General features: G+C 73.9%; 26 protein-coding genes. 14 read left to right on the top strand and 12 right to left on the bottom strand.

The features are described from left to right. The first annotated feature begins 32 nt into the window (after positions 1–32). Complete coding sequence (locus tag BJY14_RS12235) at positions 33–1841, top strand: S1C family serine protease (RefSeq protein ID WP_179843726.1); 1809 nt, start codon at positions 33–35, stop codon at positions 1839–1841. A 309-nt stretch (positions 1842–2150) separates the two neighbouring features. Next, a complete protein-coding gene (locus BJY14_RS12230) occupies positions 2151–2498 on the top strand; it encodes a sec-independent translocase (protein ID WP_179843725.1) in 348 nt (115 codons plus the stop codon). A 98-nt stretch (positions 2499–2596) separates the two neighbouring features. Here BJY14_RS12230 and BJY14_RS12225 read toward each other — a convergent pair whose 3' ends face one another. Further along, positions 2597–3736: an Mrp/NBP35 family ATP-binding protein gene (locus BJY14_RS12225; protein ID WP_179843724.1), complete on the bottom strand. Its 1140-nt coding sequence runs from the start codon at positions 3734–3736 to the stop codon at positions 2597–2599. A 133-nt stretch (positions 3737–3869) separates the two neighbouring features. Here BJY14_RS12225 and BJY14_RS12220 point away from each other — a divergent pair, with 133 nt between their 5' ends. Beyond that, positions 3870–4322: a MarR family winged helix-turn-helix transcriptional regulator gene (locus BJY14_RS12220; RefSeq protein WP_312879161.1), complete on the top strand. Its 453-nt coding sequence runs from the start codon at positions 3870–3872 to the stop codon at positions 4320–4322. On the opposite strand, the gene BJY14_RS12215 is transcribed toward BJY14_RS12220, so the two are convergent. Both BJY14_RS12215 and BJY14_RS12210 read right to left on the bottom strand, forming a co-directional pair. After that, positions 4319–4822, bottom strand: coding sequence for a DUF1003 domain-containing protein (locus tag BJY14_RS12215; RefSeq protein ID WP_179843723.1), 504 nt, complete (start codon positions 4820–4822; stop codon positions 4319–4321). The two genes, BJY14_RS12220 and BJY14_RS12215, sit on opposite strands and share 4 nt — an antisense overlap. Next, positions 4819–6117: a magnesium transporter MgtE N-terminal domain-containing protein gene (locus tag BJY14_RS12210; protein WP_179843722.1), complete on the bottom strand. Its 1299-nt coding sequence runs from the start codon at positions 6115–6117 to the stop codon at positions 4819–4821. The genes BJY14_RS12215 and BJY14_RS12210 overlap by 4 nt, the downstream gene beginning before the upstream one ends. Positions 6118–6223: 106 nt before the next feature. On the opposite strand from BJY14_RS12210, the gene BJY14_RS12205 reads away from it, so the two are divergent. After that, positions 6224–7123 carry an RNA polymerase sigma-70 factor gene (locus tag BJY14_RS12205; RefSeq protein ID WP_179843721.1) on the top strand — a complete coding sequence of 300 codons (900 nt, stop codon included), beginning with the start codon at positions 6224–6226 and terminating at the stop codon, positions 7121–7123. 19 nt (positions 7124–7142) lie between these two features. Here BJY14_RS12205 and BJY14_RS12200 read toward each other — a convergent pair whose 3' ends face one another. Then, positions 7143–7643, bottom strand: a complete 501-nt coding sequence (locus BJY14_RS12200; protein WP_179843720.1) for a hypothetical protein — start codon at positions 7641–7643, stop codon at positions 7143–7145. A 39-nt stretch (positions 7644–7682) separates the two neighbouring features. On the opposite strand from BJY14_RS12200, the gene BJY14_RS12195 reads away from it, so the two are divergent. Continuing rightward, on the top strand, positions 7683–8621 hold the full coding sequence (locus tag BJY14_RS12195; protein ID WP_179843719.1) for an HpcH/HpaI aldolase/citrate lyase family protein: 939 nt from the start codon (positions 7683–7685) through the stop codon (positions 8619–8621). Positions 8622–8710: 89 nt separating this feature from the next. On the opposite strand, the gene BJY14_RS12190 is transcribed toward BJY14_RS12195, so the two are convergent. Further along, on the bottom strand, positions 8711–8881 hold the full coding sequence (locus BJY14_RS12190; RefSeq protein WP_179843718.1) for a hypothetical protein: 171 nt from the start codon (positions 8879–8881) through the stop codon (positions 8711–8713). Between the two features lie 165 nt (positions 8882–9046). On the opposite strand from BJY14_RS12190, the gene BJY14_RS12185 reads away from it, so the two are divergent. Beyond that, on the top strand, positions 9047–10156 hold the full coding sequence (locus tag BJY14_RS12185; RefSeq protein WP_179843717.1) for a CPBP family intramembrane glutamic endopeptidase: 1110 nt from the start codon (positions 9047–9049) through the stop codon (positions 10154–10156). Here BJY14_RS12185 and BJY14_RS12180 read toward each other — a convergent pair. Then, complete coding sequence (locus BJY14_RS12180) at positions 10151–10537, bottom strand: NUDIX hydrolase (protein ID WP_179843716.1); 387 nt, start codon at positions 10535–10537, stop codon at positions 10151–10153. The genes BJY14_RS12185 and BJY14_RS12180 overlap by 6 nt on opposite strands. An 84-nt stretch (positions 10538–10621) precedes the next feature. Between BJY14_RS12180 and BJY14_RS12175 the strand changes: the two genes are divergently transcribed. The 4 genes from BJY14_RS12175 to BJY14_RS12160 are packed head-to-tail and all read left to right on the top strand — an operon-like array spanning position 10622 to position 13777. Continuing rightward, on the top strand, positions 10622–11269 hold the full coding sequence (locus BJY14_RS12175; RefSeq protein WP_179843715.1) for a DUF6758 family protein: 648 nt from the start codon (positions 10622–10624) through the stop codon (positions 11267–11269). A gap of 27 nt (positions 11270–11296) precedes the next feature. Further along, positions 11297–12163, top strand: coding sequence for a PHP domain-containing protein (locus BJY14_RS12170; RefSeq protein WP_179843714.1), 867 nt, complete (start codon positions 11297–11299; stop codon positions 12161–12163). A 10-nt stretch (positions 12164–12173) separates the two neighbouring features. Continuing rightward, complete coding sequence (locus tag BJY14_RS12165; protein WP_179843713.1) at positions 12174–12881, top strand: MBL fold metallo-hydrolase; 708 nt, start codon at positions 12174–12176, stop codon at positions 12879–12881. Positions 12882–12910: 29 nt separating this feature from the next. Continuing rightward, a complete protein-coding gene (locus BJY14_RS12160) occupies positions 12911–13777 on the top strand; it encodes a RecB family exonuclease (RefSeq protein ID WP_179843712.1) in 867 nt (288 codons plus the stop codon). Between the two features lie 58 nt (positions 13778–13835). Here the strand turns inward: BJY14_RS12160 and BJY14_RS12155 are convergent, their stop codons facing one another. The 3 genes from BJY14_RS12155 to BJY14_RS12145 all read right to left on the bottom strand — a co-directional run bounded on the left by BJY14_RS12155 (position 13836) and on the right by BJY14_RS12145 (position 15349). Then, entirely contained in the window at positions 13836–14744 is a 909-nt protein-coding gene (locus BJY14_RS12155) for an oxygenase MpaB family protein (protein ID WP_179843711.1), read from the bottom strand. 117 nt (positions 14745–14861) lie between these two features. Further along, on the bottom strand, positions 14862–15158 hold the full coding sequence (locus BJY14_RS12150; protein ID WP_179843710.1) for a hypothetical protein: 297 nt from the start codon (positions 15156–15158) through the stop codon (positions 14862–14864). Between the two features lie 5 nt (positions 15159–15163). Next, complete coding sequence (locus BJY14_RS12145) at positions 15164–15349, bottom strand: DUF1059 domain-containing protein (RefSeq protein ID WP_218905312.1); 186 nt, start codon at positions 15347–15349, stop codon at positions 15164–15166. A 193-nt stretch (positions 15350–15542) separates the two neighbouring features. On the opposite strand from BJY14_RS12145, the gene BJY14_RS12140 reads away from it, so the two are divergent. Further along, positions 15543–16046 carry an Imm21 family immunity protein gene (locus BJY14_RS12140; RefSeq protein ID WP_179843708.1) on the top strand — a complete coding sequence of 168 codons (504 nt, stop codon included), beginning with the start codon at positions 15543–15545 and terminating at the stop codon, positions 16044–16046. A 173-nt stretch (positions 16047–16219) separates the two neighbouring features. Here the strand turns inward: BJY14_RS12140 and BJY14_RS12135 are convergent, their stop codons facing one another. Next, complete coding sequence (locus tag BJY14_RS12135) at positions 16220–17173, bottom strand: helix-turn-helix transcriptional regulator (protein ID WP_179843707.1); 954 nt, start codon at positions 17171–17173, stop codon at positions 16220–16222. Positions 17174–17234: 61 nt separating this feature from the next. Between BJY14_RS12135 and BJY14_RS12130 the strand changes: the two genes are divergently transcribed. Next, on the top strand, positions 17235–17783 hold the full coding sequence (locus BJY14_RS12130; RefSeq protein WP_179843706.1) for a DinB family protein: 549 nt from the start codon (positions 17235–17237) through the stop codon (positions 17781–17783). 1 nt (position 17784) lies between these two features. Then, positions 17785–18222, top strand: coding sequence for a VOC family protein (locus BJY14_RS12125; RefSeq protein WP_179843705.1), 438 nt, complete (start codon positions 17785–17787; stop codon positions 18220–18222). A 187-nt stretch (positions 18223–18409) separates the two neighbouring features. Here BJY14_RS12125 and BJY14_RS12120 read toward each other — a convergent pair whose 3' ends face one another. After that, positions 18410–18973: a helix-turn-helix domain-containing protein gene (locus BJY14_RS12120; RefSeq protein ID WP_179843704.1), complete on the bottom strand. Its 564-nt coding sequence runs from the start codon at positions 18971–18973 to the stop codon at positions 18410–18412. A 119-nt stretch (positions 18974–19092) separates the two neighbouring features. On the opposite strand from BJY14_RS12120, the gene BJY14_RS12115 reads away from it, so the two are divergent. After that, positions 19093–20013, top strand: coding sequence for an SDR family oxidoreductase (locus BJY14_RS12115; RefSeq protein WP_179843703.1), 921 nt, complete (start codon positions 19093–19095; stop codon positions 20011–20013). Between the two features lie 36 nt (positions 20014–20049). On the opposite strand, the gene BJY14_RS12110 is transcribed toward BJY14_RS12115, so the two are convergent. Then, entirely contained in the window at positions 20050–20925 is an 876-nt protein-coding gene (locus BJY14_RS12110) for an alpha/beta fold hydrolase (RefSeq protein WP_179843702.1), read from the bottom strand. Positions 20926–20941 lie beyond the last annotated feature (16 nt).

Below are 20941 nucleotides of genomic sequence, written 5' to 3'. Positions count from 1 at the left end.
AACGAGGACCATGCTCGGTAGGAGAGATGGGGATGACGGAAGACAACCGCGGCCCGGTGAGGGCGCCGTCGGAGGACGACGACGTCGTCCCCGGGCAGGAGCCTGAGCGGCAGGAGGCGGCGGCTCCTCCCGAGACGGTGACCGACCAGGGGATCCCCGTGGAGCAGCCGGCGGACGAGGCCGACGACCCCGAGCCCGGATCCGCCCGCGCCGAGGACGGCGCCGGGGCCGGCCCCGCGAGCGGCGACGGGCGCGACGCCGGCGAGGAGGGCGACCGCCTGGTCGCCGGGGGGTTCGCGCCGCCGGACTCGCTCGGCGGACCGCCCGACACCAGCGAGGACGTGCTCTCCCAGGCCGCCGCGGACATGCCGCAGGAGGTGCCGCTGCAGGACGTGCCGCCGCGCGATATGCCGCAGCCGCCGCCGCCCGTCCCGCTCGACAAGGCGCCCGTGGAGGCGCCCGACGACCGGATGCGGCCCGGGTTCGTCCCGCACAACCAGGACCCGAGGGCCGCGCAGGGCGGCCCGTACGGGGGCTGGCCGCAGCAGTCCCACCAGGGGCCGCCGCCGCCCGCTCCCGGCCGCCCGCCGATGGGTCCGCCGCCCGCGCCGCCCGGCCCGCCGCCGCCCGGCGGCCCGGGCCCGCGCCCGATGGCGGGCTACGGGATGCCGCCCGGCGGCACCGGGCCGAACTGGGCGCCGGTCCCGGCGCCCCCGTCCTCCTCGCGCGGCGGGCCGGGCCTCGGGCTCCTCGCCGTCGTCGCGCTGATCGTCGCGCTGGTGGCCGGTGCCGTCGGCGCCGGGATCGGTGTGATCGCGACGGGCGGGGACGACGACAACGGCCCGGTGAGCCTCGGCGGCAGCAACAGCAACGACACCAAGGTGCAGAGCCGTCCCCCGGACTCGGTCGCGGGCGTCGCGCAGCGGGTGCTGCCGAGCGTCGTGATGATCCGGGTGCAGTCGTCGCAGGGCGAGATCGGCGGCACCGGCTTCATCGTCAACGGCGGCTACGTCATCACCAACAACCACGTCGCCTCCGGCGGCGGCGGTGGCGGCGGCCAGATCCAGATCGTCTTCAACGACAAGAAGACGCTGCCCGCCACGATCAAGGGCGCCGACCCGAGCTCGGACGTCGCCGTGCTGAAGCCCGAGGGCCAGCACTCGCTGCCCCCGCTGCCGGTCGGCGACTCCAGCGCCATCGCCGTCGGCGACCCGGTGATCGCGATCGGCTCGCCGCTCGGCCTGCAGGGCTCGGTCACCACCGGCATCGTCAGCTCGCTGAACCGGGCCGTGCCCACGCGGGGCGAGGGCGGCGGCGGCGACGCGTCCTACCTCAACGCCATCCAGACCGACGCCGCGATCAACCCGGGCAACTCGGGCGGACCGCTGGTGGACGCGAAGGGCCGCGTGATCGGCATCAACACCGCGATCGCGACGCTCGGCGGCCAGTCGCTCGGCGGGGAGCAGCAGAGCGGCAGCATCGGCCTCGGCTTCGCGATCCCGATCAACCAGGGCAAGCGGATCGCCGAGGAGATCATCCGGACCGGCACCGTCAAGCAGGCCAAGCTCGGCGTGCTGCCCGACCCCCGCTACCAGGAGGGCGGCGCCCGGATCATGCCGCAGCCGGTCAACGGGCAGGACCCGGTGACCAAGGGCGGCCCGGCCGACAAGGCGGGCCTCAAGCCCGGCGACGTGATCACCAAGGTGGACGACAAGCCGATCGAGGACGCCACCGACCTGATCGCCCAGATCCGCAGCCGGGCGCCGGGCGACCGCGTCACCCTCACCTACCAGCGCGGCGGCAAGGAGGCCACCGCCCAGGTGACCCTGAGCTCCGACTAGGGCAGTGTTCTCACAGTCCCGGCCCACTTCGCTCGCCTGGCGGCTCGCTGCGTGACCGGTACTGGGCGAACGCGGCATCGCTTCGCGATCTGCCCGGTGCCGCTCGCCTCCGGCCTCGCTGCACCGGGCAGGTCACGCGTTCGCGCGCGAGGCCGAGGCCACTTTGAAAGATGCCCAGGGCACTGATGTTCAAGTCCGGTTCATCCGGGCTGGGGATACGCTGGGGGGACCGGCCCGTCTCTGGGCCGGTCCCCTTCGGGATGTGTGGGGTCGGCCGCGCGAGCGGCCGGCCGTGTGTTGGAGGACGGGTTGTTCGACGTCGGACTCGGTGAGATGGCGGTGCTCGTCGTCCTCGCCCTGGTCATCTTCGGCGACAAGCTGCCGCAGGTCGCCGGGCAGGCCGGCCGGATGCTGCGGCAGTTCCGCGAGATGGCCAACAGCGCCAAGGCCGACCTCCAGGAAGGTCTCGGCCCCGAGTTCAAGGACTTCGACCTCAACGACCTCAACCCGAAGACGTTCGTCCGCAAGCACCTGTTCGAGGACGACGAGACCTATCTGAAGAACGACTCGGGCATCTTCGACGACGAGCCCTCGTACGCGACGTCCGCGGGCCTCGACCCGAGCGAGAAGCCGCCCTTCGACAACGAGGCGACCTGACCCCTCGGCCTGTGCCGCGGCGCCCGTCCGGGCCGCGGCGGCCCCCTGGGCCCGAACCGGCGTGACACCCGCCCGGGGAGGCCCCGGGCGGGCGGTGGTCAGCGGCCCTTGGGGCTGATGCCGAGGGACATTCCGGCGAGGCCGCGGCTGCGGCCGGCGAGCCTGTCGGCGATCGTGCGCAGCTCCTTGGCGGCCCCGGCGTCGGGGTCGGAGAGCACCAGCGGGACGCCGTTGTCGCCGCCCTCGCGCAGGCGCGGGTCGATCTGCACCTGGCCGAGCATCGGGACGCGCGTCCCGAGCGTCTTCGTCAGCGCGTCAGCGACCGTCTGGCCGCCGCCCTCGCCGAAGATGTGCTGCTGCTCACCGCAGTGCGCGCAGGCCAGGTAGGACATGTTCTCGATCACACCGACGACCTGCTGGTGGGTCTGCGCGGCGATCGCGCCCGCCCGCTCGGCCACCTCGGCGGCGGCCTGCTGCGGGGTGGTGACGACGAGGATCTCCGCGGACGGCAGCAGCTGCGCGACGGAGATCGCGATGTCGCCGGTGCCGGGCGGCAGGTCCATCAGCAGGATGTCGAGGTCGCCCCAGTACACGTCCGCGAGGAACTGCTGGAGCGCGCGGTGCAGCATCGGCCCCCGCCACACGACCGGCTGGTTCCCGGCGGTGAACATGCCGACCGAGATCACCTTCACGTCGTGCGCGCTCGGCGGCATGATCATGTCTTCGACCTTGGTGGGCGGGGTGTCCACGCCCAGCATCCGCGGCACCGAGTGGCCGTAGATGTCGGCGTCCACGACCCCGACCTTGCGGCCCTGGGCGGCCAGCGCGGCGGCGAGGTTCACCGTCACCGACGACTTGCCGACGCCGCCCTTGCCGCTCGCCACCGCGTACACCTTGGTCAGCGAGTTCGGCTGGGCGAACGGGATCTCCTTGGCGGGCTGCCCGCCGCGCAGCTTGGTCTGCAGGTCCTTGCGCTGCTCCTCGCTCATCACGTCGAGGTCGACGCGCACCGAGGACACGCCGTCGAGCTTGGACACGGCCTCCGTGACGTTCCTGGTGATGGTGTCCTTCATCGGACACCCGGCCACGGTCAGGTAGACGCCGACGCGGACGGCGCCGTCCGCGTCGATGTCGATGCTCTTGACCATGTCGAGCTCGGTGATGGGCTTGCGGATCTCGGGATCGAGCACCGTGGCGAGAGCCGCGTTCACCCGCTCGGTCGTCAGAAGGGAGGCCATGCGTCCATGGTATGAACCCGACGCGCCAACCTGCTAATCAGGGTGTCCGTCCTCACACGCGGCGTACACGCGGACGTGCACGCGAACGCGCGCGTCCATCGCGCGGGCGGCCCGCCCGGCCTACCATCGGTCCGTGACCACCGACCTCGCCTCGGCCTCCGCCGAGCTGATCGTGTGGCGGACGATGCTGCGCGCCCAGGCGCAGATCTCCCGCCGGCTGCAGGCCGACCTGCTGGCCCGCCACGACCTCGCGCTCGGCTCCTACGAGGTGCTCGTGCACCTCGGCGAGGCGCCGCACGGGCGGCTGCGGATGAACGACCTGGCCGACCGCGTGCTGCTGTCGCGCAGCGGCCTGACGCGGCTGGTCGACCGGCTGGAGCGCGACGGGCTGGTGGGCAGGCAGTCCTGCCCGAGCGACGCGCGCGGGCTGTTCGCCGTCCTGACCGCGCGGGGCCGGGCCCGGCTCACCGAGGCCGCCCCCACCTACCGGCAGGGCGTCCGCGACCACATCCTCAGCCGGCTGGACGAGCCCGACCTGCGCGCCCTCGGCCACATCCTGGACAAGCTCGCCGACGAGGGGGCCTAAGGGACGGGCTTCTTGGCGTCCATCTCCCTGAGCATCTGCTGGAGTTCCGAGCGCACGAAGTCGCGGGTGGCGACCTCGCTCAGCGCGACCCGCAGCCCCGCGATCTCGCGGGTGAGGTACTCGGTGTCGGCCATGCTGCGCTCGTTGCGCGACCGGTCCTGCTCGTACTGGACGCGGTCCCGGTCGTCCTGCCGGTTCTGGGCCAGCAGGATCAGCGGCGCCGCGTACGACGCCTGCAGCGACAGCATCAGCGTCAGGAAGATGAACGGGTACGGGTCGAACCTGAGCGACACCGGAGCCGTCACGTTCCACACGAGCCACACCGAGACGAACACGGTCATGTAGACGATGAAGCGGGCCGTCCCCAGGAAGCGCGCGATCTGCTCCGACACCCGCCCGAACGACTCGGGGTCGTAGTAGAGGCGGCGCGGCAGCAGCGTCCGGCGCAGCTCCCTCGGCTGGTCCAGGCGCGCGGTGATCTCGCGTGTCGTGGTCGTCATGTCGTCCCCCGCAGAGCCTCTTCCTCGGGATCGGCGGGTTCCTCGGCGACCGCGTCCATCGCGGCCTCCCGCCAGTCCTCGGGCAGCAGATGGTCGAGGACGTCGTCGATCGTCACCGAGCCCAGCAGGTGCCCGTTCTCGTCCACGACCGCGCCCGCGACCAGGTTGTAGGTGGCCAGGAACATCGCGACCGCCTCCAGCGACATGGTGGGGCGCAGCGGGTCCAGTTCGGCGTCGACGATCCCGCTGACCAGTGTGGGCGGCGGTTCGCGCAGCAGCTTCTGGAAGTGCACCGTGCCGAGGTAGCGGCCGGTCGGCGTCATCGCCGGCGGCCGGCACACGTAGACCTGCGCGGCCAGCGCCGGGTTCAGGTCGGGGCGGCGGATCAGCGCGAGCGCCTCGGCCACCGTCGCGTCCGGCGGGACGATCACCGGGTCGGTCGTCATCAGCCCGCCCGCCGAGTGGTCGGGGTAGGTGAGCAGCCGCCGGACGGGGGCCGCGTCGCGCGGCTCCATCAGCGTCAGCAGCTGCTCGCGCTGCTCGGTCGGCAGCTCGCCGAGCAGGTCCGCGGCGTCGTCGGGGCCCATCGCCTCCAGGACGTCGGCGGCGCGGTCCACGCCGAGCTTGCCGAGGATCTCGATCTGGTCGTCCTCGGGCAGCTCCTCCAGGACGTCGGCGAGGCGCTCGTCGTCCAGCGCGACCGCGACCTCGGTACGCCGCTTCTCCGGCAGCTCGTGCACGATGTTGGCGAGGTCGGCGGGCTTCATCCGCTCGAACGCGGCGATCAGCCCGGCCGCGCCCTGCCCGAGCTCGACGGCGGAGAACCCCTCCACGGCGTCCCAGTCCACGATCCGGCTCTCGCCGCGCTTGCGCAGGCCCCGGCCCGTCGTGCGGCGGACGGCGACCTTGGTGACGAGCCAGTCGCGGGTGCGGGTCGGCTCCATCGCCACGTCGACGACGGAGACGGCGTCGCCGGAGTCGCGGAACCGGACGGTCCGGTCCAGCAGCTCGGCGATCACCAGCGTCTCGGACTCGCGCTTCTGGAAGCGGCGCACGTTCAGTCGCCCGTCGAAGACGACCGCGTCCGCCTCGATCACCGTGACGCGGGTGATCGGCAGGAACACCGTGTGGCGCGAGGCGACCTCCACGACCAGCCCGAGCACCCGCGGGGCGCGCGGCGCGAGGCGCAGCGCGACCACGACGTCGCGGATCCGGCCGACCTGGTCTCCCACCGGGTCGAACACCGCGACACCCGCGAGCCGGGCGAGGAACACCCGTGACGGAGCACCGCTCATGGCCTGGACACTACCCGTGATCTCCCGGCTGATCCGGACGGGTATGTCACATCCGGCCGTCACCCGGAGTCTGGGGGGCGAAAGGGACGTGAAAGGGTGAGGGACCGTGAGCGACGCCTTCGCAGAGCCTTTCGAGCAGCACCGCAACCTGCTGTTCGCGGTGGCCTACCGGATGCTCGGCACGGCGGCCGACGCCGAGGACGCCGTCCAGGACGCCTGGCTGCGCTGGTCGGCCGGAGACCGGTCCGGCGTGGCCGACCCCAAGGCCTACCTCGTCCGGATCACCACCAACGTCGCGCTCGACCGGCTGCGCTCGGCGCAGGCCCGGCGCGAGACCTACGTCGGGCCGTGGCTGCCCGAACCGATGCTGACCTCCCCGGACGTCGCCGAGGACGCCGAGCTGTCGGAGTCGGTGTCGATGGCGATGCTCGTCGTCCTGGAGACGCTGAGCCCCCTCGAACGGGCCGTGTTCGTGCTGAAGGAGGTCTTCGGCTACCCCTTCGCCGAGATCGCCGACGCGCTGGACCGCTCCGAGGCGTCGGTCCGCCAGCTCGGCACCCGCGCCCGCAAGCACGTGCAGGCGCGGCGGCCCCGCTTCGAGGCGGGCGGCGCCGAGCGGCGCGCCGCCACCGAGCGGTTCTTCGAGGCGGTCCTCGGCGGCGACCTCAACCGGCTCCTGGAGGTCCTCGCGCCCGACGTCGCGCTGTGGTCCGACGGCGGCGGCAAGGTCCGGGCGCCGCGCCGGGCGGTCTTCGGCGCGGAGAAGATCGCGCGCTTCCTCGCCGCCATCGAGGGCCAGCCCTACGAGGGCGTCGATCCGGCCGACATGCGCTTCCGGCGGGTCGACCTCAACGGCGTTCCGGCCCTGGTCGTGGACGGCCCGAACGGGCCGATCAGCACGGTCAGCGCCGACGTGGACGCGGACGGCCGGGTCACGGCCATCCACCTGGTGGCCAACCCGGACAAGCTGCGCGCCCTCGCGGAGGGGCGCCGCCTGACGCCGTGAGGCCCCGCCGGAGCACGGGCTAGCGGTCGGCGTGGCGGCGCTTGCCGCCGTACAGGCGCGGCGGCGCGCCGGCGGTCGTCGCGGGCGTCGGCACCGGCCGGACGGTCGCGTACTCCCCGCTCGCCTCCACGACCTCGTCGGCCGGGGTGAGCCGGACGATCCACGACTCCTCGGCCCACGTCTCCACCTGGCCCTCGTGGGTCCGGGCGTTCAGGCGCTCCTTGGCGAGGACGGGCGCCACCTCGTCCCACAGCGGCGAGCCCGGCTCGACCCGCTCGACCTCGGCGCCGAAGGTCAGGAGCCGCCCGCCCTTGTCCTTACTGCGCAGGATCACCGTCACCCGCGCGGCCTCCGGCAGGCCCGGGAGCGGCTGCTCGCCCTCCCCGCCGGTCAGCACGTACGCCGACCCGTCGTGCCACACGTGCCAGGCGGCGCGCGGCTGGGGCAGGCCGGGCAGGTCCAGCCACAGCAGCCCCGACTTCTTGGCCGCCTCCTCCAGCAGTGCCCTGTTCAGACCCATGCCACGAGGGTCTCACACCGCTGGATAGCATCCGGGGCCATGCGCTCACGACGTACCACCCTCGCGGTTCCGGGCAGCAACCCCCGCTTCATCGAGAAGGCGCAGGGGCTGCCCGCCGACGAGATCTTCCTCGACCTGGAGGACGCCGTCGCCCCGTCGGCGAAGGAGGGCGCCCGCGCGACCGTGGTCGCCGCGCTCAACGACGGCGACTGGACCGGCAGGACGCGGGTGGTGCGCGTCAACGACCTGGACACCCACTGGGCCTACCGGGACGTGATCGAGGTCGTCGAGGGCGCGGGCGCCAACCTCGACGCGGTCATGCTGCCGAAGGTGCCGGACGCCTCCCACGTCCAGTGGCTCGACCGGCTCCTCACCCAGATCGAGCGGGCGACGGGCCTGCCAGCCGGCCGCATCGGCATCGAGGCGCAGATCGAGGACGCCCGCGGCATGGTCAACGTCGACGCGATCGCCGCGTCCTCGCCCCGGCTGGAGGCCCTCGTCCTCGGGCCCGGCGACCTCATGGCGTCGATCAACATGAAGACCCTCGTCGTCGGCGAGCAGCCGCCCGGCTACACCGAGGGCGACGCCTACCACTACATCCTCATGCGGATCCTGATGGCCGCCCGCGCCCACGATCTGCAGGCGATCGACGGCCCCTACTTCAACGTCCGCGACGTGGAGGCCTTCACCCGGGTCGCCGAGCGCTCCGCCGCCCTCGGCTTCGACGGCAAGTGGGTGCTGCACCCGTCCCAGATCGAGGCGGGCAACGCCGTGTTCTCGCCGTCCCAGGACGACTACGACCACGCCGAGCTGATCCTGGACGCCTACGAGCACTCGCTCGGCGAGGGCCGCGGCGCCGCCCGCCTGGGCGACGAGATGATCGACGAGGCGTCCCGCAAGATGGCGCTCGTCATCGCCGCCAAGGGCCGCGCCGCGGGGATGGCCCGGACGAAGCGCTTCGATCCGTCCGGGAACTGAACGCACCGTACGATTCGTCCCACGTAAACGAGATCGACCAGGAGGGCCCACACGTGGCAGGACCAGGGGACGGCGACGGCTGGGCGCCCCTAGACCCCGAGCTGGGACGCGAGCCGCAGCGCGAGCCGCAGCGCGAGTCGCAGCCGTCCGGTCCTCAGCCGATGCCGGAGGGCGAGCCTCCGGCGCCCGCCGCCTGGCCCCCGGAACCGGCCCGGCCGCCCCATGACGCCGGGCGGCCTCACGGCGCCCAGCAGCCTCACGGCCCTCAACAGCCTCAAGGCCCTCAACAGCCTTACGGCGCTCAACAGCCTTACGGCGCTCAACAGCCTTACGGCGCTCAACAGCCTTACGGCCCTCAACAGCCTCACGGCCCCGGTCAGCCGTACGGTCCCGGTCAGCCGTACGGTCAGGGGTACACGCCCGGGATGCCGTACTGGGACGGGGCGCCGGCGCAGCCGCCGGGGGGGCACCACCCGGGCCCCTACGGCCCCGGGTACGGGATCCAGGCGGTGAAGCGGCCCTGGACGGTGGCGACGCCCAAGGCGGCCCCGTTCCACCGGCTGGCGCGCAACGAGGTGCACCGGTGGTGGCGCCCGCTGGCGGGGACCTTCGGGATCGCCGCCGCGGGGTTGGGGCTGGCCATCGGGCTGATGATCGTGGGCGTCATCGTCCGGGTGGTGGTCACGGGCGAGGCCCCCGACACCTCCGGGACGGACACCGACGCGATCTTCGGCGACCAGACGGCCGACCTGGCGTACAACCTCGGGGCCCTGGCGCTGTTCCTGCCGGTCGTGCTGGCCGCGGCGTGGGTCGTCCAGCGGCGGCGGCCGGGCACGCTGTCCTCGGTCGCGGGGCGGCTGCGCTGGCGCTGGCTCCTCGCCTGCTCGGGCCTGGCGATCCTGTTCTGCGTCGTGTCCTTCGGGACGTCGCTGGCCGCCTCGGCCGCGATCGACGACCAGTCGGGCGGCGACGAGCACTGGGTCGGGTGGGGACGGTTCATCGCCCCGGCCATCGTCATCATCCTGCTGGTGCCGCTCCAGTCGGCGGCCGAGGAGTACGCGTTCCGCGGCTGGATGCTCCAGGCCGTGGGCGCGTGCACCCTGGAGAACGTCAGGAACCGCGTCGGGCGCGCCCTCAGCGTCGTGTTCCGCACGCCGTGGCCGGGGATCGTCGTGGGCTCGGCGCTGTTCACCGCCGGGCACGGCTACACGGGCTGGGGGATCCTCGACATCTTCGCGTTCGGCGCGATCGCGGCATGGCTCGCGGTGCGGACGGGCGGGCTGGAGTCCGGCATCGCCCTGCACGTGTTCAACAACCTGACGGCGTTCCTCGGGCCCGCGGCGATCGGCGAGCTCGACATCGAGCAGGGGAGCGTCCCCTGGCAGGTCGTCGCGGCGGACGTCGTCCCGATGCTGCTGTACGCGGCCGCCGTCGTGTGGCTGGCCCGGCGGATGCGGGTCCGGACCGTCACGGCGGGCCCCGGAGACGGCGACACGCCGGTCACGGCGGCCACGGAGCCGGTGCACGCCTCATAGGAGGCCCCATCCGGTGAGGGCGTCGAGGAGGCCGGGCGTGATCGGGAGGGCGCCGAGATCGCCGGGGGCCGCCCAGCGGACGTCGGAGGCGTCGTCGCCCGCGCGGAGCGTCCCGCCGGCCACGGTCGCCGTGTAGTCGTGGATCTCGTAGACGACGCCGGGGCCGGGGCGCTCGACCGTCCCGGCCAGGGCGCCGACGAGGACGTCCAGACCGGTCTCCTCCCTCAGTTCCCGGGCGACCGCCGCCCGGTCGTCCTCGCCGGGCTCGACCCGTCCGCCCGGGATCGACCACAGGCCCTCGCCCGGCGGGTGTCCGCGCCTGACCAGCAGGAACCGCCCCTCGCCGTCCCGCACGATCCCGCCCACGCAGCGCACTCGCATGACCCCATTGTGTCGCCGCTTCCTGGGCGGCGACCCCCGCGGCCCCTTGACGGGGCGGGACGTCGCCGCGCAGGGTGGTTAAGCATGAGGGCGGAGCCCACATGCCCGCGCTGCGCGGGCCCTCTGAGCGCGCCGAGCCTCTGGTCGAGCGACTGGAGCTGCGGCGTGCACGGCGCCGTACTGCCGAGGCAGCCGTCGAACCGTCCCGGCCCCGAGGGCCTGGCCGTCGCTCTGCGGGACGCGAGGGTCCCCCTCTGGACGCCCTGGCCGCTTCCGGCGGCCTGGCTCCTCACGGGCTTCGCCACGGTCGGGGACGAGCGCTCGGGCGCCCGCGCGACCGCCGCCGCGGTGTCCGGGCCGGGGCTGCTGCACGGCCCCGCCGACATGGTTTTGATCGCCGAGGAGCCGGGCATCGGCTTCGGCGCCCACTTCGCGGGGCTCGCGGGCCCCGACCCCGGCACCGCCTTCAACGGCGGCCCGCCGCACGTGCGGCTGGACGTCGGAGGCCCCGCCGCGACCTGCGGGCAGACGGTCCCGATGTGGGCGGTCGGGGACCGCCCCGACCGCGCCGCCTACGTCGGCGAGGCGATGGGGAACTGGCTGTGGGCGGTGCTGTGGCCCGCCGACGCCGGGGTGCTCATGGTGGAGCGCCTCACCCTGCTCGACCTCCGCGAGCCGGGCATGGACCTCGACCTCCCCTACGGCGCCTACAGCCCCCGTCTCGACGACTGAGCGGCGTCCCGCTGGTATGAAGGGCCCATGCGGATCGATCTGCACTGCCACAGCGACGCCTCCGACGGGACCCGGCCGCCGGCGGAGGTCGTCCGGCGGGCGCGCGAGAACGGCGTCGACGTCGTCGCGCTGACCGACCACGACACCGTCGCCGGCTGGGACGAGGCCGCCGCGTCCCTCCCGGACGGCCTGGCGCTCGTCCCCGGCATCGAGCTGTCGTGCAAGGAGGACGGCCGGAGCCTGCACATGCTCGGCTACCTGTTCGACCCGGCGGAGCCGGTGCTGGCCGCCGAGCTGGCCAGGATCCGCGACGACCGGGTGGTCCGGGCGCGCGGCATGGTGGAGCGGCTCCGCGAGCTCGGCGCCGGCGTCACCTGGGACATGGTCGGCGCGCTGGCCAGGGGAGAGGCGGTCGGGCGGCCGCACATCGCGCGCGCGATGGTGGAGGCGGGCGTGATCGAGACGGCGGACGAGGCGTTCACGTCCCGGTGGATCGCGCAGGGCGGCCGCGCCTACGTCGAGCGGTACGCGCTCGACCCGGAGCGGGCGATCGCGCTCATCCGCGCGGCCGGGGGAGTGTGCGTCCTGGCGCACCCGCGGGCGCGCCGCCGCGGGTACGTGTTCGGCGACGAGGTGATCGAGAGGCTCGCCGCCGCCGGGCTCGCCGGGGTCGAGACCGACCACCCCGACCACGCCGCCGAGGACCGCGCCCGCCTGCGCGGCCTGGCCGCCTCGCTGGGCCTCGCCGCGACCGGTTCCAGCGACGACCACGGGGCGTTCACCGGCGACCGGATCGGCGCCGAGACCACCGCGCCGGACGCCTTCGAGACGCTCCGCGCGGCCGCCACCGGCGGCGATCTCCGTCTGCCCGACCGGCGCGGCGAATCGCGGTAGGGTGCGAAGCGTGGACGCGCGCATCGAACAGGTGGTGACGTCAGGGAAGCTCACCCTGGACGACACCGAGTACGACGTCGAGAACAACACCTACATCGTCGGCGACGACGACGAGGTCATCGTGATCGACCCGGCCAACGACGCCGAGGCCATCCTCAAGGAGGTCGGTGACCGCGAGGTCATGGCCGTCCTGCTGACCGACGGCAACGAGCACCGCCTCAGCGTGGTCCTCGAAGTGGCCGCGGCCGGAGAGGAGGACGAGGACGACTGGGCGCCGATCGCGCTCCACCGCGCCGACCGGCTGCTGTGGCGCGACTACTTCGGCCGCCTCGCCAAGGAGGAGGACGACGAGGACGACGCCAAGGCGCTGCGCTCCCTCGAACCCGACATCTGGCTGGAGGACGGCGGCGTCTTCGAGATCGGCGAGGCGCAGCTGGAGGTCGTGCACACCCCGGGCCACACGCCCGGCAGCGTCTGCGTGATCAGCGAGCAGCTCGGCCTGCTGTTCTCCGGCGACACCCTGCACCGCGGCCGTCCCGGCTCGGTCGGCGGCGTCTACGAGGACCTGCGCAAGCAGCTCAACTCGATCGGCGCGCTGCTGACCCCGCTGCCGAAGGACCTGCGGGTCCTGCCCGCGCAGGGCGAGGAGACCACCGTCGGCGACGAGGACGCCCGCTGGGAGAGCTGGGGCTCCATGGCGCGGGAGTCTGACGACTAACGGTGGCTGAGCAGCTGGGCTTTGAGGGGATGCCTCAGCGGCTTTACACGTGCACGCCTTCGCGGCTGAACACGTGGCTGGACTGCCCGCGCCGGTACCGGATGACGTACCTCGACCGTCCGATGCCGCCCAAGGGGCCGCCGTGGGCGCACAACAGCGTCGGGGCGAGCGTGCACAACGCGCTGGCCGGCTGGTGGCGGCTGCCCGTCCACGAGCGCAGCCCCGAGGCGGCCGGGAGGCTGCTGCTCCGCGGCTGGCTGACCGACGGGTTCCGGGACGAGGCGCAGTCCGCGCAGTGGCGCGAGCGGGCCCGGGAGATGACGGAGCGGTACGTCGCCGGGCTGGACCCGTCCGACGAGCCGCTCGGCGTCGAGCGCACCGTGGCGACCCGCACCGACCGGATCGCGGTGTCCGGCCGCATCGACCGGCTGGACGCGCGCGGCTCCGAGCTGGTCGTCGTGGACTACAAGACCGGGCGGCACGTGCTGACCGCCGACGACGCCCGCGGCTCGCTGGCGATGGCGATCTACGCGGTGGCGGCGTCGCGCGTCCTGCGCCGCCCGTGCCGCCGGGTCGAGCTGCACCATCTGCCGTCGGGCGAGGTCGCGGTGTGGGAGCACACCGAGGAGTCGCTGGCCCGGCACATCCGGCGCGCCGAGCAGATCGCCGCCGAGGCCGCGGCCGCCGACGAGGCCTACCGCGCGGGCGCGGGGAAGCGCGCCGGGGTGCCGAAGCCCCGTGAAGGGGAGGTCGAGCACGCCCCGTACGACGAGATGTTCCCGCCGCGTCCGGGGAACCTGTGCTCGTGGTGCGACTTCGCCCGCCACTGCCCGGAGGGCCGGGAGGCCGCCCCGCGCAAGGAGCCGTGGGCGGCGCTCCCCGTCGACGCCGTCTAGGAGTCCCTGGCCGGCTCGCTTTCGAGCCGCGCCCCGCGAGCCCGACGCCGAAGGCTCCTCAAGCGGGGGTGAGGGCTCGGCGGTCGGGCCAGCGGCGCGGGTCGCGCAGGCCGTACAGGCCCTTGCTCAGGTCGTAGCCGTCGTCCGCGAGCCGCTGCCGGGAGCGGTCCAGCATGTCGCGAGTGTTCTTCGCGAACGCGTAGTCGTGGACGCGCTCGGGCACCGAGTTCATCGCGAGCCGGAACGACTTCAGCGCCGCCGTCACCGCGGGCTGCGGCACCTCCGGCAGGGCCCCGTACATCTGGCGGGCCCAGTCAGGCAGCGAGTAGTAGCAGAGCGCCCCGAACGGGAAGTAGCCGGGCTTGCCGGGGGAGAGGAACTTCAGGTTGTCCGGCAGCGTCGGCCACATGAGGAACCGGACGGTCTCCGCGGCCTCCTCGGTGACCCGCAACCGCGGCCGCATCTCGGCGAAGAACGCCTCCATCTCGGCCACGCAGCCGGGGACGTCGTCGGCGTGCAGCCCGACGAGCGTCGCCGACTTGCGCTGCTCGTACAGGTACCTGTCGGCCATGGCGTCCGTCAGCGGCAGCCCGGCCCGCCGCGCCACCTCCAGGTAGGAGTACACCTCGGCGCAGTGCACCCACAGCAGCAGTTCGGGCTGGTCGAGCCGCTCCTTCCTGCCGGTGTCGTGGTTGAGGATGCGCAGGCTCCGATGGATCTCCCGCACCCGGTAGGCGGCCTCCTCGACCTCCTCCGGGCTGCCGAACGTGCCGAGGCCGACGAAGTCGGACGTGCGCTGAAGCCGCCCGAACGGGTCCTCGCGGAAGTTGGAGTTCTGCCAGACGCCCCACATCGCCATGGGGTGCAGCGCCTGGAGCATCAGGCTGCGCACCCCGCCGATCCACATGGACCGGTCGATGTGGACGCGCCAGGTGACGCTCTCGGGTGGCTGGACGGTCGCCGGCATGTACACCTCCATGAGACAAACTGAGGTAAGTGTGTCATTACCTCAGCCCGCCTACGACACCGCCCCCTCCCCGAAAGGTGAGAAGTCCTCGTCCGCCGCGGTCCGATGGCTACCGGGTCACAGCTGGTCGTCGCGCACGACCTCCAGGTTCAGGAAGCGCGGGCCGTCGGTGCACAGCGCCTCCATCTCCCCGGCGATGCGCCGGGTCTCGGGCAGGTCGCTGTTGCGCATCGCCTCCTCGTAGGAGGGGAACTCGACGATGTCGACGTAGTGGGACGCGTCCTGGCGGTCCTTGGTGTGCAGCTCGTGGGTCGCCGTGCGCTTGCCCTCGCTGGCCTTCGCCCACTCGTCGAACAGGCCCTCCAGCTCGTTCTGGCGGTCGGTGCGGTAGTCGATGATCTGTACGAAGCCCATCCGGCTCAGCCTCCGACCGTCGCGTGCTCGTCCTTCAGGTGGGTGCGGATCTCCTCCCGCAGCTCCGGGGTGTCCTCGTGCCCGTGCACCGAGGCCGCGTGCTCGGCGGCGGCGCGGACGACCTCGTCCGGCTCGCCGCTGATGGTGAGCGTGCAGTTCATCTCGCTCGGCATGTCCCTGCAGTCGGCCACCTTGCGCATACTTCCCCCTCGCCGGCCCGGCGCCCGCGCGCGAGGTTCGGCGGCGGCGCCCCGTCCGGCCGTTCTTCCCGCCACACCGTCACATCGTGACAATCCACTTCAATCGTCGCATATGCCCACGTCAGAGGGAAGGTGTCCGACGCGCGTTGTAAGGTGACGCCTCCACCGACGAGAGGGTGTGCCGATGGACTGGGTCGAGTCCGGTGGGGGCCCGCTGCTGGCCGCGCCCGCGTCCCAGCTGGCCCGTTGGGAGGGCGCCACCGACGGCGAGGACGACGAGGCCCCCGTGGAGGCCTGGGGCGACTACGGGCGCGCCTGCGCGGTCGAGGGCTACATCGGGCTGGTCGGCATCGGCGGCGGGCAGGGCCTCGTCCTCGGCGACGAACCCGCCACGACGACCTACCTTCCGGACGAGCGCCTGTTCCTGCGCTGGGCGGCGGCCGACTCCGAGGCCGAACTCCTCCAGGCGGCCCGAAGCGCCGTCCGCGGCGTCGAGTGGGAGGAGGAGCTCAGCTGGGACGTGGACGGCGCCGTCGTCCTCTTCGACTCCGCCTGGCCCGGCGCGACCCCCGAACCCGGCAACCACCTGAACATCGACCTGGCCCCCGGCCGCTACCGCGTGCGCGCCGCCTACACGCGCGACGACCGCACCTGGATGATCCTCGTCCATCTCCAGCCGGCGCCCTAGCCGGCAAGGCCCGCCAGGCTGTGTTTCCAAGGCCCGGCCCACTTCGCTCGCCTGGCGGCTCGCTACGTGACCGGGCCTGGGCGAACGCGGCATCGCTTCGCGATCTGCCCGGTGCCGCTCGCCTCCGGCTTCGCGGCACCGGCCAGGTCACGCGTTCGCGCGCTGGGCCGACCTCACTTCGCGACACGCCCCAGGCGGCGGGCGAGGCGGGCGGCGGCCTCTCGTAGTTCGGCGGGCTCCAGTACCTCCACGTCGAAGCCCAGCCGGGCCGTGTGCAGGGCGAGCACGTCCAGGTCGGCCCCGCCGACGACGAGCACGCACCAGCCGTCGCGATCGTCCTCGACCCGTCCCACCTGGGGCGGGATCAGCTCGCGCACCTCGTCGGGCGTGGCGTGCACCCGGATGCGCGCGAGATGCCGGTACGGCGCCCCGGTCACGGCATGCTGCACGTAGGCGACCGGGTCCGGGTGCTCCCTCGGCCGGAACCGCCAGGTCGTCGCCACCGCCCCGCGCATCCGGTCCAGCCGGAACGTGCGCCAGCCGTCGCGGTCGGCGTCCCACGCCATCAGGTACCAGCGGCGTCCCGTGGCGACCATCCGCACCGGCTCGACCGTGCGCTCGCGCTCCGCGCCGTCCCGCCCGGGGTAGCGGAACCGGACGCGCACCGCGTCGCGGCAGGCCCGCGCGAGCGTCACCAGCAGCTCGGCGTCGATCTGGACGCCCGGGCCCACGAGGGTCTCGGTGGCGCCGTGCACCGCCCGGACCTCGGCGCGCAGCCGGGGCGGCATCACCTGGTCGAGCTTCGCCAGCGCCCGCAGCGCCGCCTCGCCCGCCCCGGCGACCGTCCCGCCGGACGCCATCCGCAGGGACACCGCCGTCGCGATCGCCTCCTCGTCGTCCAGGAGCAGCGGCGGCAGCCGGGTGCCCGCGCCCAGCCGGTAGCCGCCGCCCACGCCCGCCGTCGCGTGCACCGGGTACCCGAGCGCGCGCAGCCGCTCCACGTCGCGCCGCACCGAGCGGTCGGTGACGCCCAGCTCGGCGGCGAGGGCGGACGCCGTCCAGGACGGCCGCCGTTGCAGCAGCCCCAGAAGCCGCAGCACCCGCTCGGTCGTCGCCTCGACACTCACGCGTCCATCGTCGCACGAAACGCGGACCGTACCTGTCCGCTATTGGGGCGACAGTGGGTTCATGACCGAGACCTGGAATCCGCTGCTCCGGGACCAGATCGCCTGGCACTGGGACAACCAGCTGCGTCCTCGCATCAGCGGACTCACCGACGACGAGTACTTCTGGGAGCCGGTGCCCGGCTGCTGGAGCGTGCGCCCGCCCGGGCGGGGCGGCTCTGCGATGACCATCGACTTCGCGATGCCGGCCCCGGACCCGGCCCCCTTCACGACGATCGCGTGGCGGCTCGCGCACGTGATCGTCGGCGTGCTGGCGGTGCGCAGCGCCGCGCACTTCGGGCGCCCGCCCACCGACTACCGGGCGTTCGAGTACGCCGCGACGGCGGACGAGGCGCTGGCCCAGCTCGACGCCGAGTACGCGACGTGGCTGGCCGGGGTCGAATCGCTCGGCGAGACCGGCCTCGCCCGCCCGTGCGGGGAGGCCGAGGGACCGTACGCCGAGCGTCCCCTGGCAGCGTTGGTCCTGCACATCAACCGGGAGCTGATCCACCACCTGTCCGAGGTGTGCCTGCTCCGCGATCTCCATAAGCACACTCACCGGGAGGCGAGCTGACATGGCCCGCGACGTCCAGATCACTTTCGACTGCGCCGACCCCGCCGCGCTGGCGGCCTTCTGGGCCGAGGCCCTCGGCTACCGGCTGCAGGACCCGCCCGGCGGCTTCGCGTCATGGGACGAGGCCCTGGAGGCGATGGGGGTGCCGCAGGAGAACCGCAACGACGCCTCGGCGGTGGTCGACCCCGGCGGCTCCGGCCCCCGGCTGTTCTTCCAGCGCGTCCCGGAGGGCAAGCAGGCCAAGAACCGCGTGCACCTCGACGTGCGGGCCGCGCCGGGCCTCGGCGGCGACGAGCGGATGGCGGCCCTGGAGGCCGAGGCCGACCGCCTCGCCTCCCACGGCGCCGCCCGCCTCCGGCGCCACGATCCGAAGCCGCCGCTCGAAGCGGGCCACATCGTGATGGCCGACCCCGAGGGCAACGAGTTCTGCCTCGACTGAGAGATCGGGGGGTGCGCCGCCCCCGCGGCGTCCACGCCCTGGCTCCGGCCTGACCGAGGGCGGAGTGCTCACCTGGATTCCCGCCCGGCCGACCCGTCCACCACCTGGCTCAGCGGCCGGATCCCCACCCTCGACGGCCTTGATCTCACCTGAGGGGCCGCGCGGGGCGGCCGAGGCGGCGCTCCGGTCACCTGGCGGCGGTGACGGCCCTGAGTTCGTCGAGCGACTCGCGGATGTGGTGGGGGAGGTCGCGGCTGCCGTCGCCGAGCCAGCGTTCGAAGGCGACCTTGAAGACGGCGATCCCGGCCTCGGCGGCGAGGGCCGCGGCCGGGTCGGGGACGCCGCGGCGGCGCAGCGCCCCGGCGAGCGCCCCGGCCAGGGTGGCGAGTTTGATCAGCTCGCGTTCGCGCAGTTCCGCGTTGGCGTCGATGACGGCCTGGCGGCGGCGGGAGTGGTCGTGGCGTCCCGCGAAGACGGCGCCGGCGGCCTCCAGCGCCGCGGCCGTCGCCTCCAGCGGCGCCGCGGTCGCCGGGGCGTCGGCGACGGCGATGGTCAGCAGGTCGTGGAGCATGGCCGAGCCCGCGAACAGGACCTCGCGCTTGTCGGCGAAGTGCCGGAAGAACGTGCGCTCGGTGAGGCCGGCCCGGCCGGCGATCTCCGCGACGGTGGTGCCGTCGAAGCCGCGCTCGCCGTAGAGCTCCAGCGCCGCCTGTTCGAGCCGGCCGCACGCGTTCGGCTCCCATCGCCCCATGGCCGGAATCCTAGTCGATGACAGTCACTGACATCGCGCGTGTATGGTGATGACAGTGACTGACATCAGTCGCGGTTCCCGGGCACGACCGTGCCCGGCGGCTCAACGGGAGGTCTCCCATGCACGTCTTCGTCACCGGGGCGTCCGGCTGGATCGGCTCGGCGCTCGTCCCCGAACTGCTCGCGGCGGGGCACCGCGTCACCGGGCTCGCCCGCTCGGACGCCTCGGCCGCCGCCCTCACCGCGGCCGGCGCCGGGGTGCGCCGCGGCACCCTGGACGACCTTGAGGTCCTGCGCGACGCCGCCGCGGCCTCGGACGGCGTCGTCCACCTGGCGTTCAAGCACGACATCGCGTTCTCGGGCGGGTTCCAGGACGCCGCCGACGCGGACCGGCGCGCCGTCGAGGCGTTCGGCGACGCGCTCGCGGGCTCCGGCCGGCCGTTCGTCCTCGCCTCCGGACTGCTCGGCCTCGCGCCGGGGCGGGTGGCGACCGAACGGGACGGGGCCGGCGGCGACCCGTCCGAGCCGGGGCCCGGGGCGGAGACGCGGCACGGCACCGCCCGGCTGGCACTCTCGCTCGCCTCGCGCGGGGTGCGGTCGTCCGTCGTCCGGCTTCCCCCGACCGTGCACGGCGAAGGGGACAGGGGCTTCATCGCGAGCGTGGTCGGCATCGCCAGGGACAAGGGCGTCTCCGGCTACATCGGGGACGGGGCCAACCGCTGGCCCGCAGGGCACGTGCTCGACGCCGCGCACCTGTTCCGGCTCGCGCTGGAGAAGGCGCCGGCGGGATCGGTGCTGCACGCGAACGCCGACGAGGGCGTGCCGCTGCGCGCCGTCGCCGAGGCGGTCGGGCGCGGTCTCGGCGTCCCGGCGGAGTCCGTCGCCGCCGGGGACGCGGCCGGGCACTTCGGCTGGCTGGCGGGCCCGCTCGGCGCCGACGCACCGGCGTCGAGCGCGCTGACCCGGGAGCTGCTGGGCTGGCGGCCGACCCGCCCCGGGCTCATCGAGGACCTGGAGGCGGGCCACTACTTCAAGGCCTGACCGCGGGCCGGGCGCCCGCGGGCCGCCGGGCCGCGGCTATTTGAGGGTGCGTTCGGTGTCGGACCAGAGGGCGAGGAGGGCGGCGGCGGTGGTCTCGGGGGCGTCCCACGCGGGGGAGTGGGCGGCGCCGGGAATGACGACCTTGGGTGCGTTGAGGCGTTCGGCCATGGCGGCCTGGGCGCGCGGGTCCCAGGCGTCGTCGTCCTCGCCGTAGATGACCAGGACGCGCAGGGCGGTGTCGGCGCAGTGCTTGGCCAGCTCGTCGACGCGGTCGGGGGCGGTGAGGATCTCGTCGGCCATGCGGGCCAGCCCCTTCTCGGAGTTGCCGAGCGTGCGGGCCTTGAGGAAGGCGACGATCTCGCGCTGGACGCCCCGGCCGAGGTAGTCGGGTTCGAGGCTGAGCTCCCAGATCTGCGCCATGCCGAGCTCGGGGATGGCGTCGCGCAGGGCGCGGGCCCTCGCGGCGGCCTGGCCGCCGATGGCGGCCGGACCCGAGCTCATCAGCGTGAAGGACGCGGGACGGGCCCCGCCGAGGACGGCCTCGCGGCACACCAGGCCGCCGAACGAGTGGCCGACCAGGTGGACGGGGTCCGGGCCCAGCGCCGACAGCAGGGCCGCGACGTCGGCGCCCAGGGCCGCGCGGGTGTAGGCGCTCTCGTCGTCGGGGCCGAGCGACTCGTACTGGCCGCGCATGTCGATCGCGACGACGCGGCGCCCGGACGCGGCCAGGGTCTCCAGGACGGCGAGGAAGTCCTCCTTGCTGCCGGTGAGGCCGGGGACGAGGAGGGCGGGACAGCGGTCGGGCATGCCCGATCCGGGGAGGGCCTCCAGCGCGGCGAACGGGCCGCGGGGGGTCTCGACGGTCGTCCGGCGAACACCGGGGGGCAGACTCACGAACCGGGGCGTACTCACGGTGGAAACCTTAGTC

Origin of the sequence: Actinomadura luteofluorescens (assembly GCF_013409365.1) — a bacterium.
In the GTDB taxonomy this organism is placed as follows: domain Bacteria; phylum Actinomycetota; class Actinomycetes; order Streptosporangiales; family Streptosporangiaceae; genus Spirillospora; species Spirillospora luteofluorescens.
The sequence above is the reverse complement of the archived record's forward strand: the minus strand, read 5'-3'. Positions and strand labels throughout refer to the sequence as shown.

Coding starts and splice junctions, on each gene's coding strand:
- BJY14_RS12235 (WP_179843726.1), top strand. CDS start 33: ATGACGGAAGACAACCGCGGCCCGGTGAGGGCGCCGTCGGAGGACGAC.
- BJY14_RS12225 (WP_179843724.1), bottom strand. CDS start 3,736: ATGGCCTCCCTTCTGACGACCGAGCGGGTGAACGCGGCTCTCGCCACG.
- BJY14_RS12215 (WP_179843723.1), bottom strand. CDS start 4,822: ATGACGACCACGACACGCGAGATCACCGCGCGCCTGGACCAGCCGAGG.
- BJY14_RS12210 (WP_179843722.1), bottom strand. CDS start 6,117: ATGAGCGGTGCTCCGTCACGGGTGTTCCTCGCCCGGCTCGCGGGTGTC.
- BJY14_RS12200 (WP_179843720.1), bottom strand. CDS start 7,643: ATGGGTCTGAACAGGGCACTGCTGGAGGAGGCGGCCAAGAAGTCGGGG.
- BJY14_RS12195 (WP_179843719.1), top strand. CDS start 7,683: ATGCGCTCACGACGTACCACCCTCGCGGTTCCGGGCAGCAACCCCCGC.
- BJY14_RS12185 (WP_179843717.1), top strand. CDS start 9,047: ATGCCGTACTGGGACGGGGCGCCGGCGCAGCCGCCGGGGGGGCACCAC.
- BJY14_RS12180 (WP_179843716.1), bottom strand. CDS start 10,537: ATGCGAGTGCGCTGCGTGGGCGGGATCGTGCGGGACGGCGAGGGGCGG.
- BJY14_RS12175 (WP_179843715.1), top strand. CDS start 10,622: ATGAGGGCGGAGCCCACATGCCCGCGCTGCGCGGGCCCTCTGAGCGCG.
- BJY14_RS12170 (WP_179843714.1), top strand. CDS start 11,297: ATGCGGATCGATCTGCACTGCCACAGCGACGCCTCCGACGGGACCCGG.
- BJY14_RS12160 (WP_179843712.1), top strand. CDS start 12,911: ATGCCTCAGCGGCTTTACACGTGCACGCCTTCGCGGCTGAACACGTGG.
- BJY14_RS12155 (WP_179843711.1), bottom strand. CDS start 14,744: ATGCCGGCGACCGTCCAGCCACCCGAGAGCGTCACCTGGCGCGTCCAC.
- BJY14_RS12150 (WP_179843710.1), bottom strand. CDS start 15,158: ATGGGCTTCGTACAGATCATCGACTACCGCACCGACCGCCAGAACGAG.
- BJY14_RS12140 (WP_179843708.1), top strand. CDS start 15,543: ATGGACTGGGTCGAGTCCGGTGGGGGCCCGCTGCTGGCCGCGCCCGCG.
- BJY14_RS12130 (WP_179843706.1), top strand. CDS start 17,235: ATGACCGAGACCTGGAATCCGCTGCTCCGGGACCAGATCGCCTGGCAC.
- BJY14_RS12125 (WP_179843705.1), top strand. CDS start 17,785: ATGGCCCGCGACGTCCAGATCACTTTCGACTGCGCCGACCCCGCCGCG.
- BJY14_RS12120 (WP_179843704.1), bottom strand. CDS start 18,973: ATGGGGCGATGGGAGCCGAACGCGTGCGGCCGGCTCGAACAGGCGGCG.
- BJY14_RS12115 (WP_179843703.1), top strand. CDS start 19,093: ATGCACGTCTTCGTCACCGGGGCGTCCGGCTGGATCGGCTCGGCGCTC.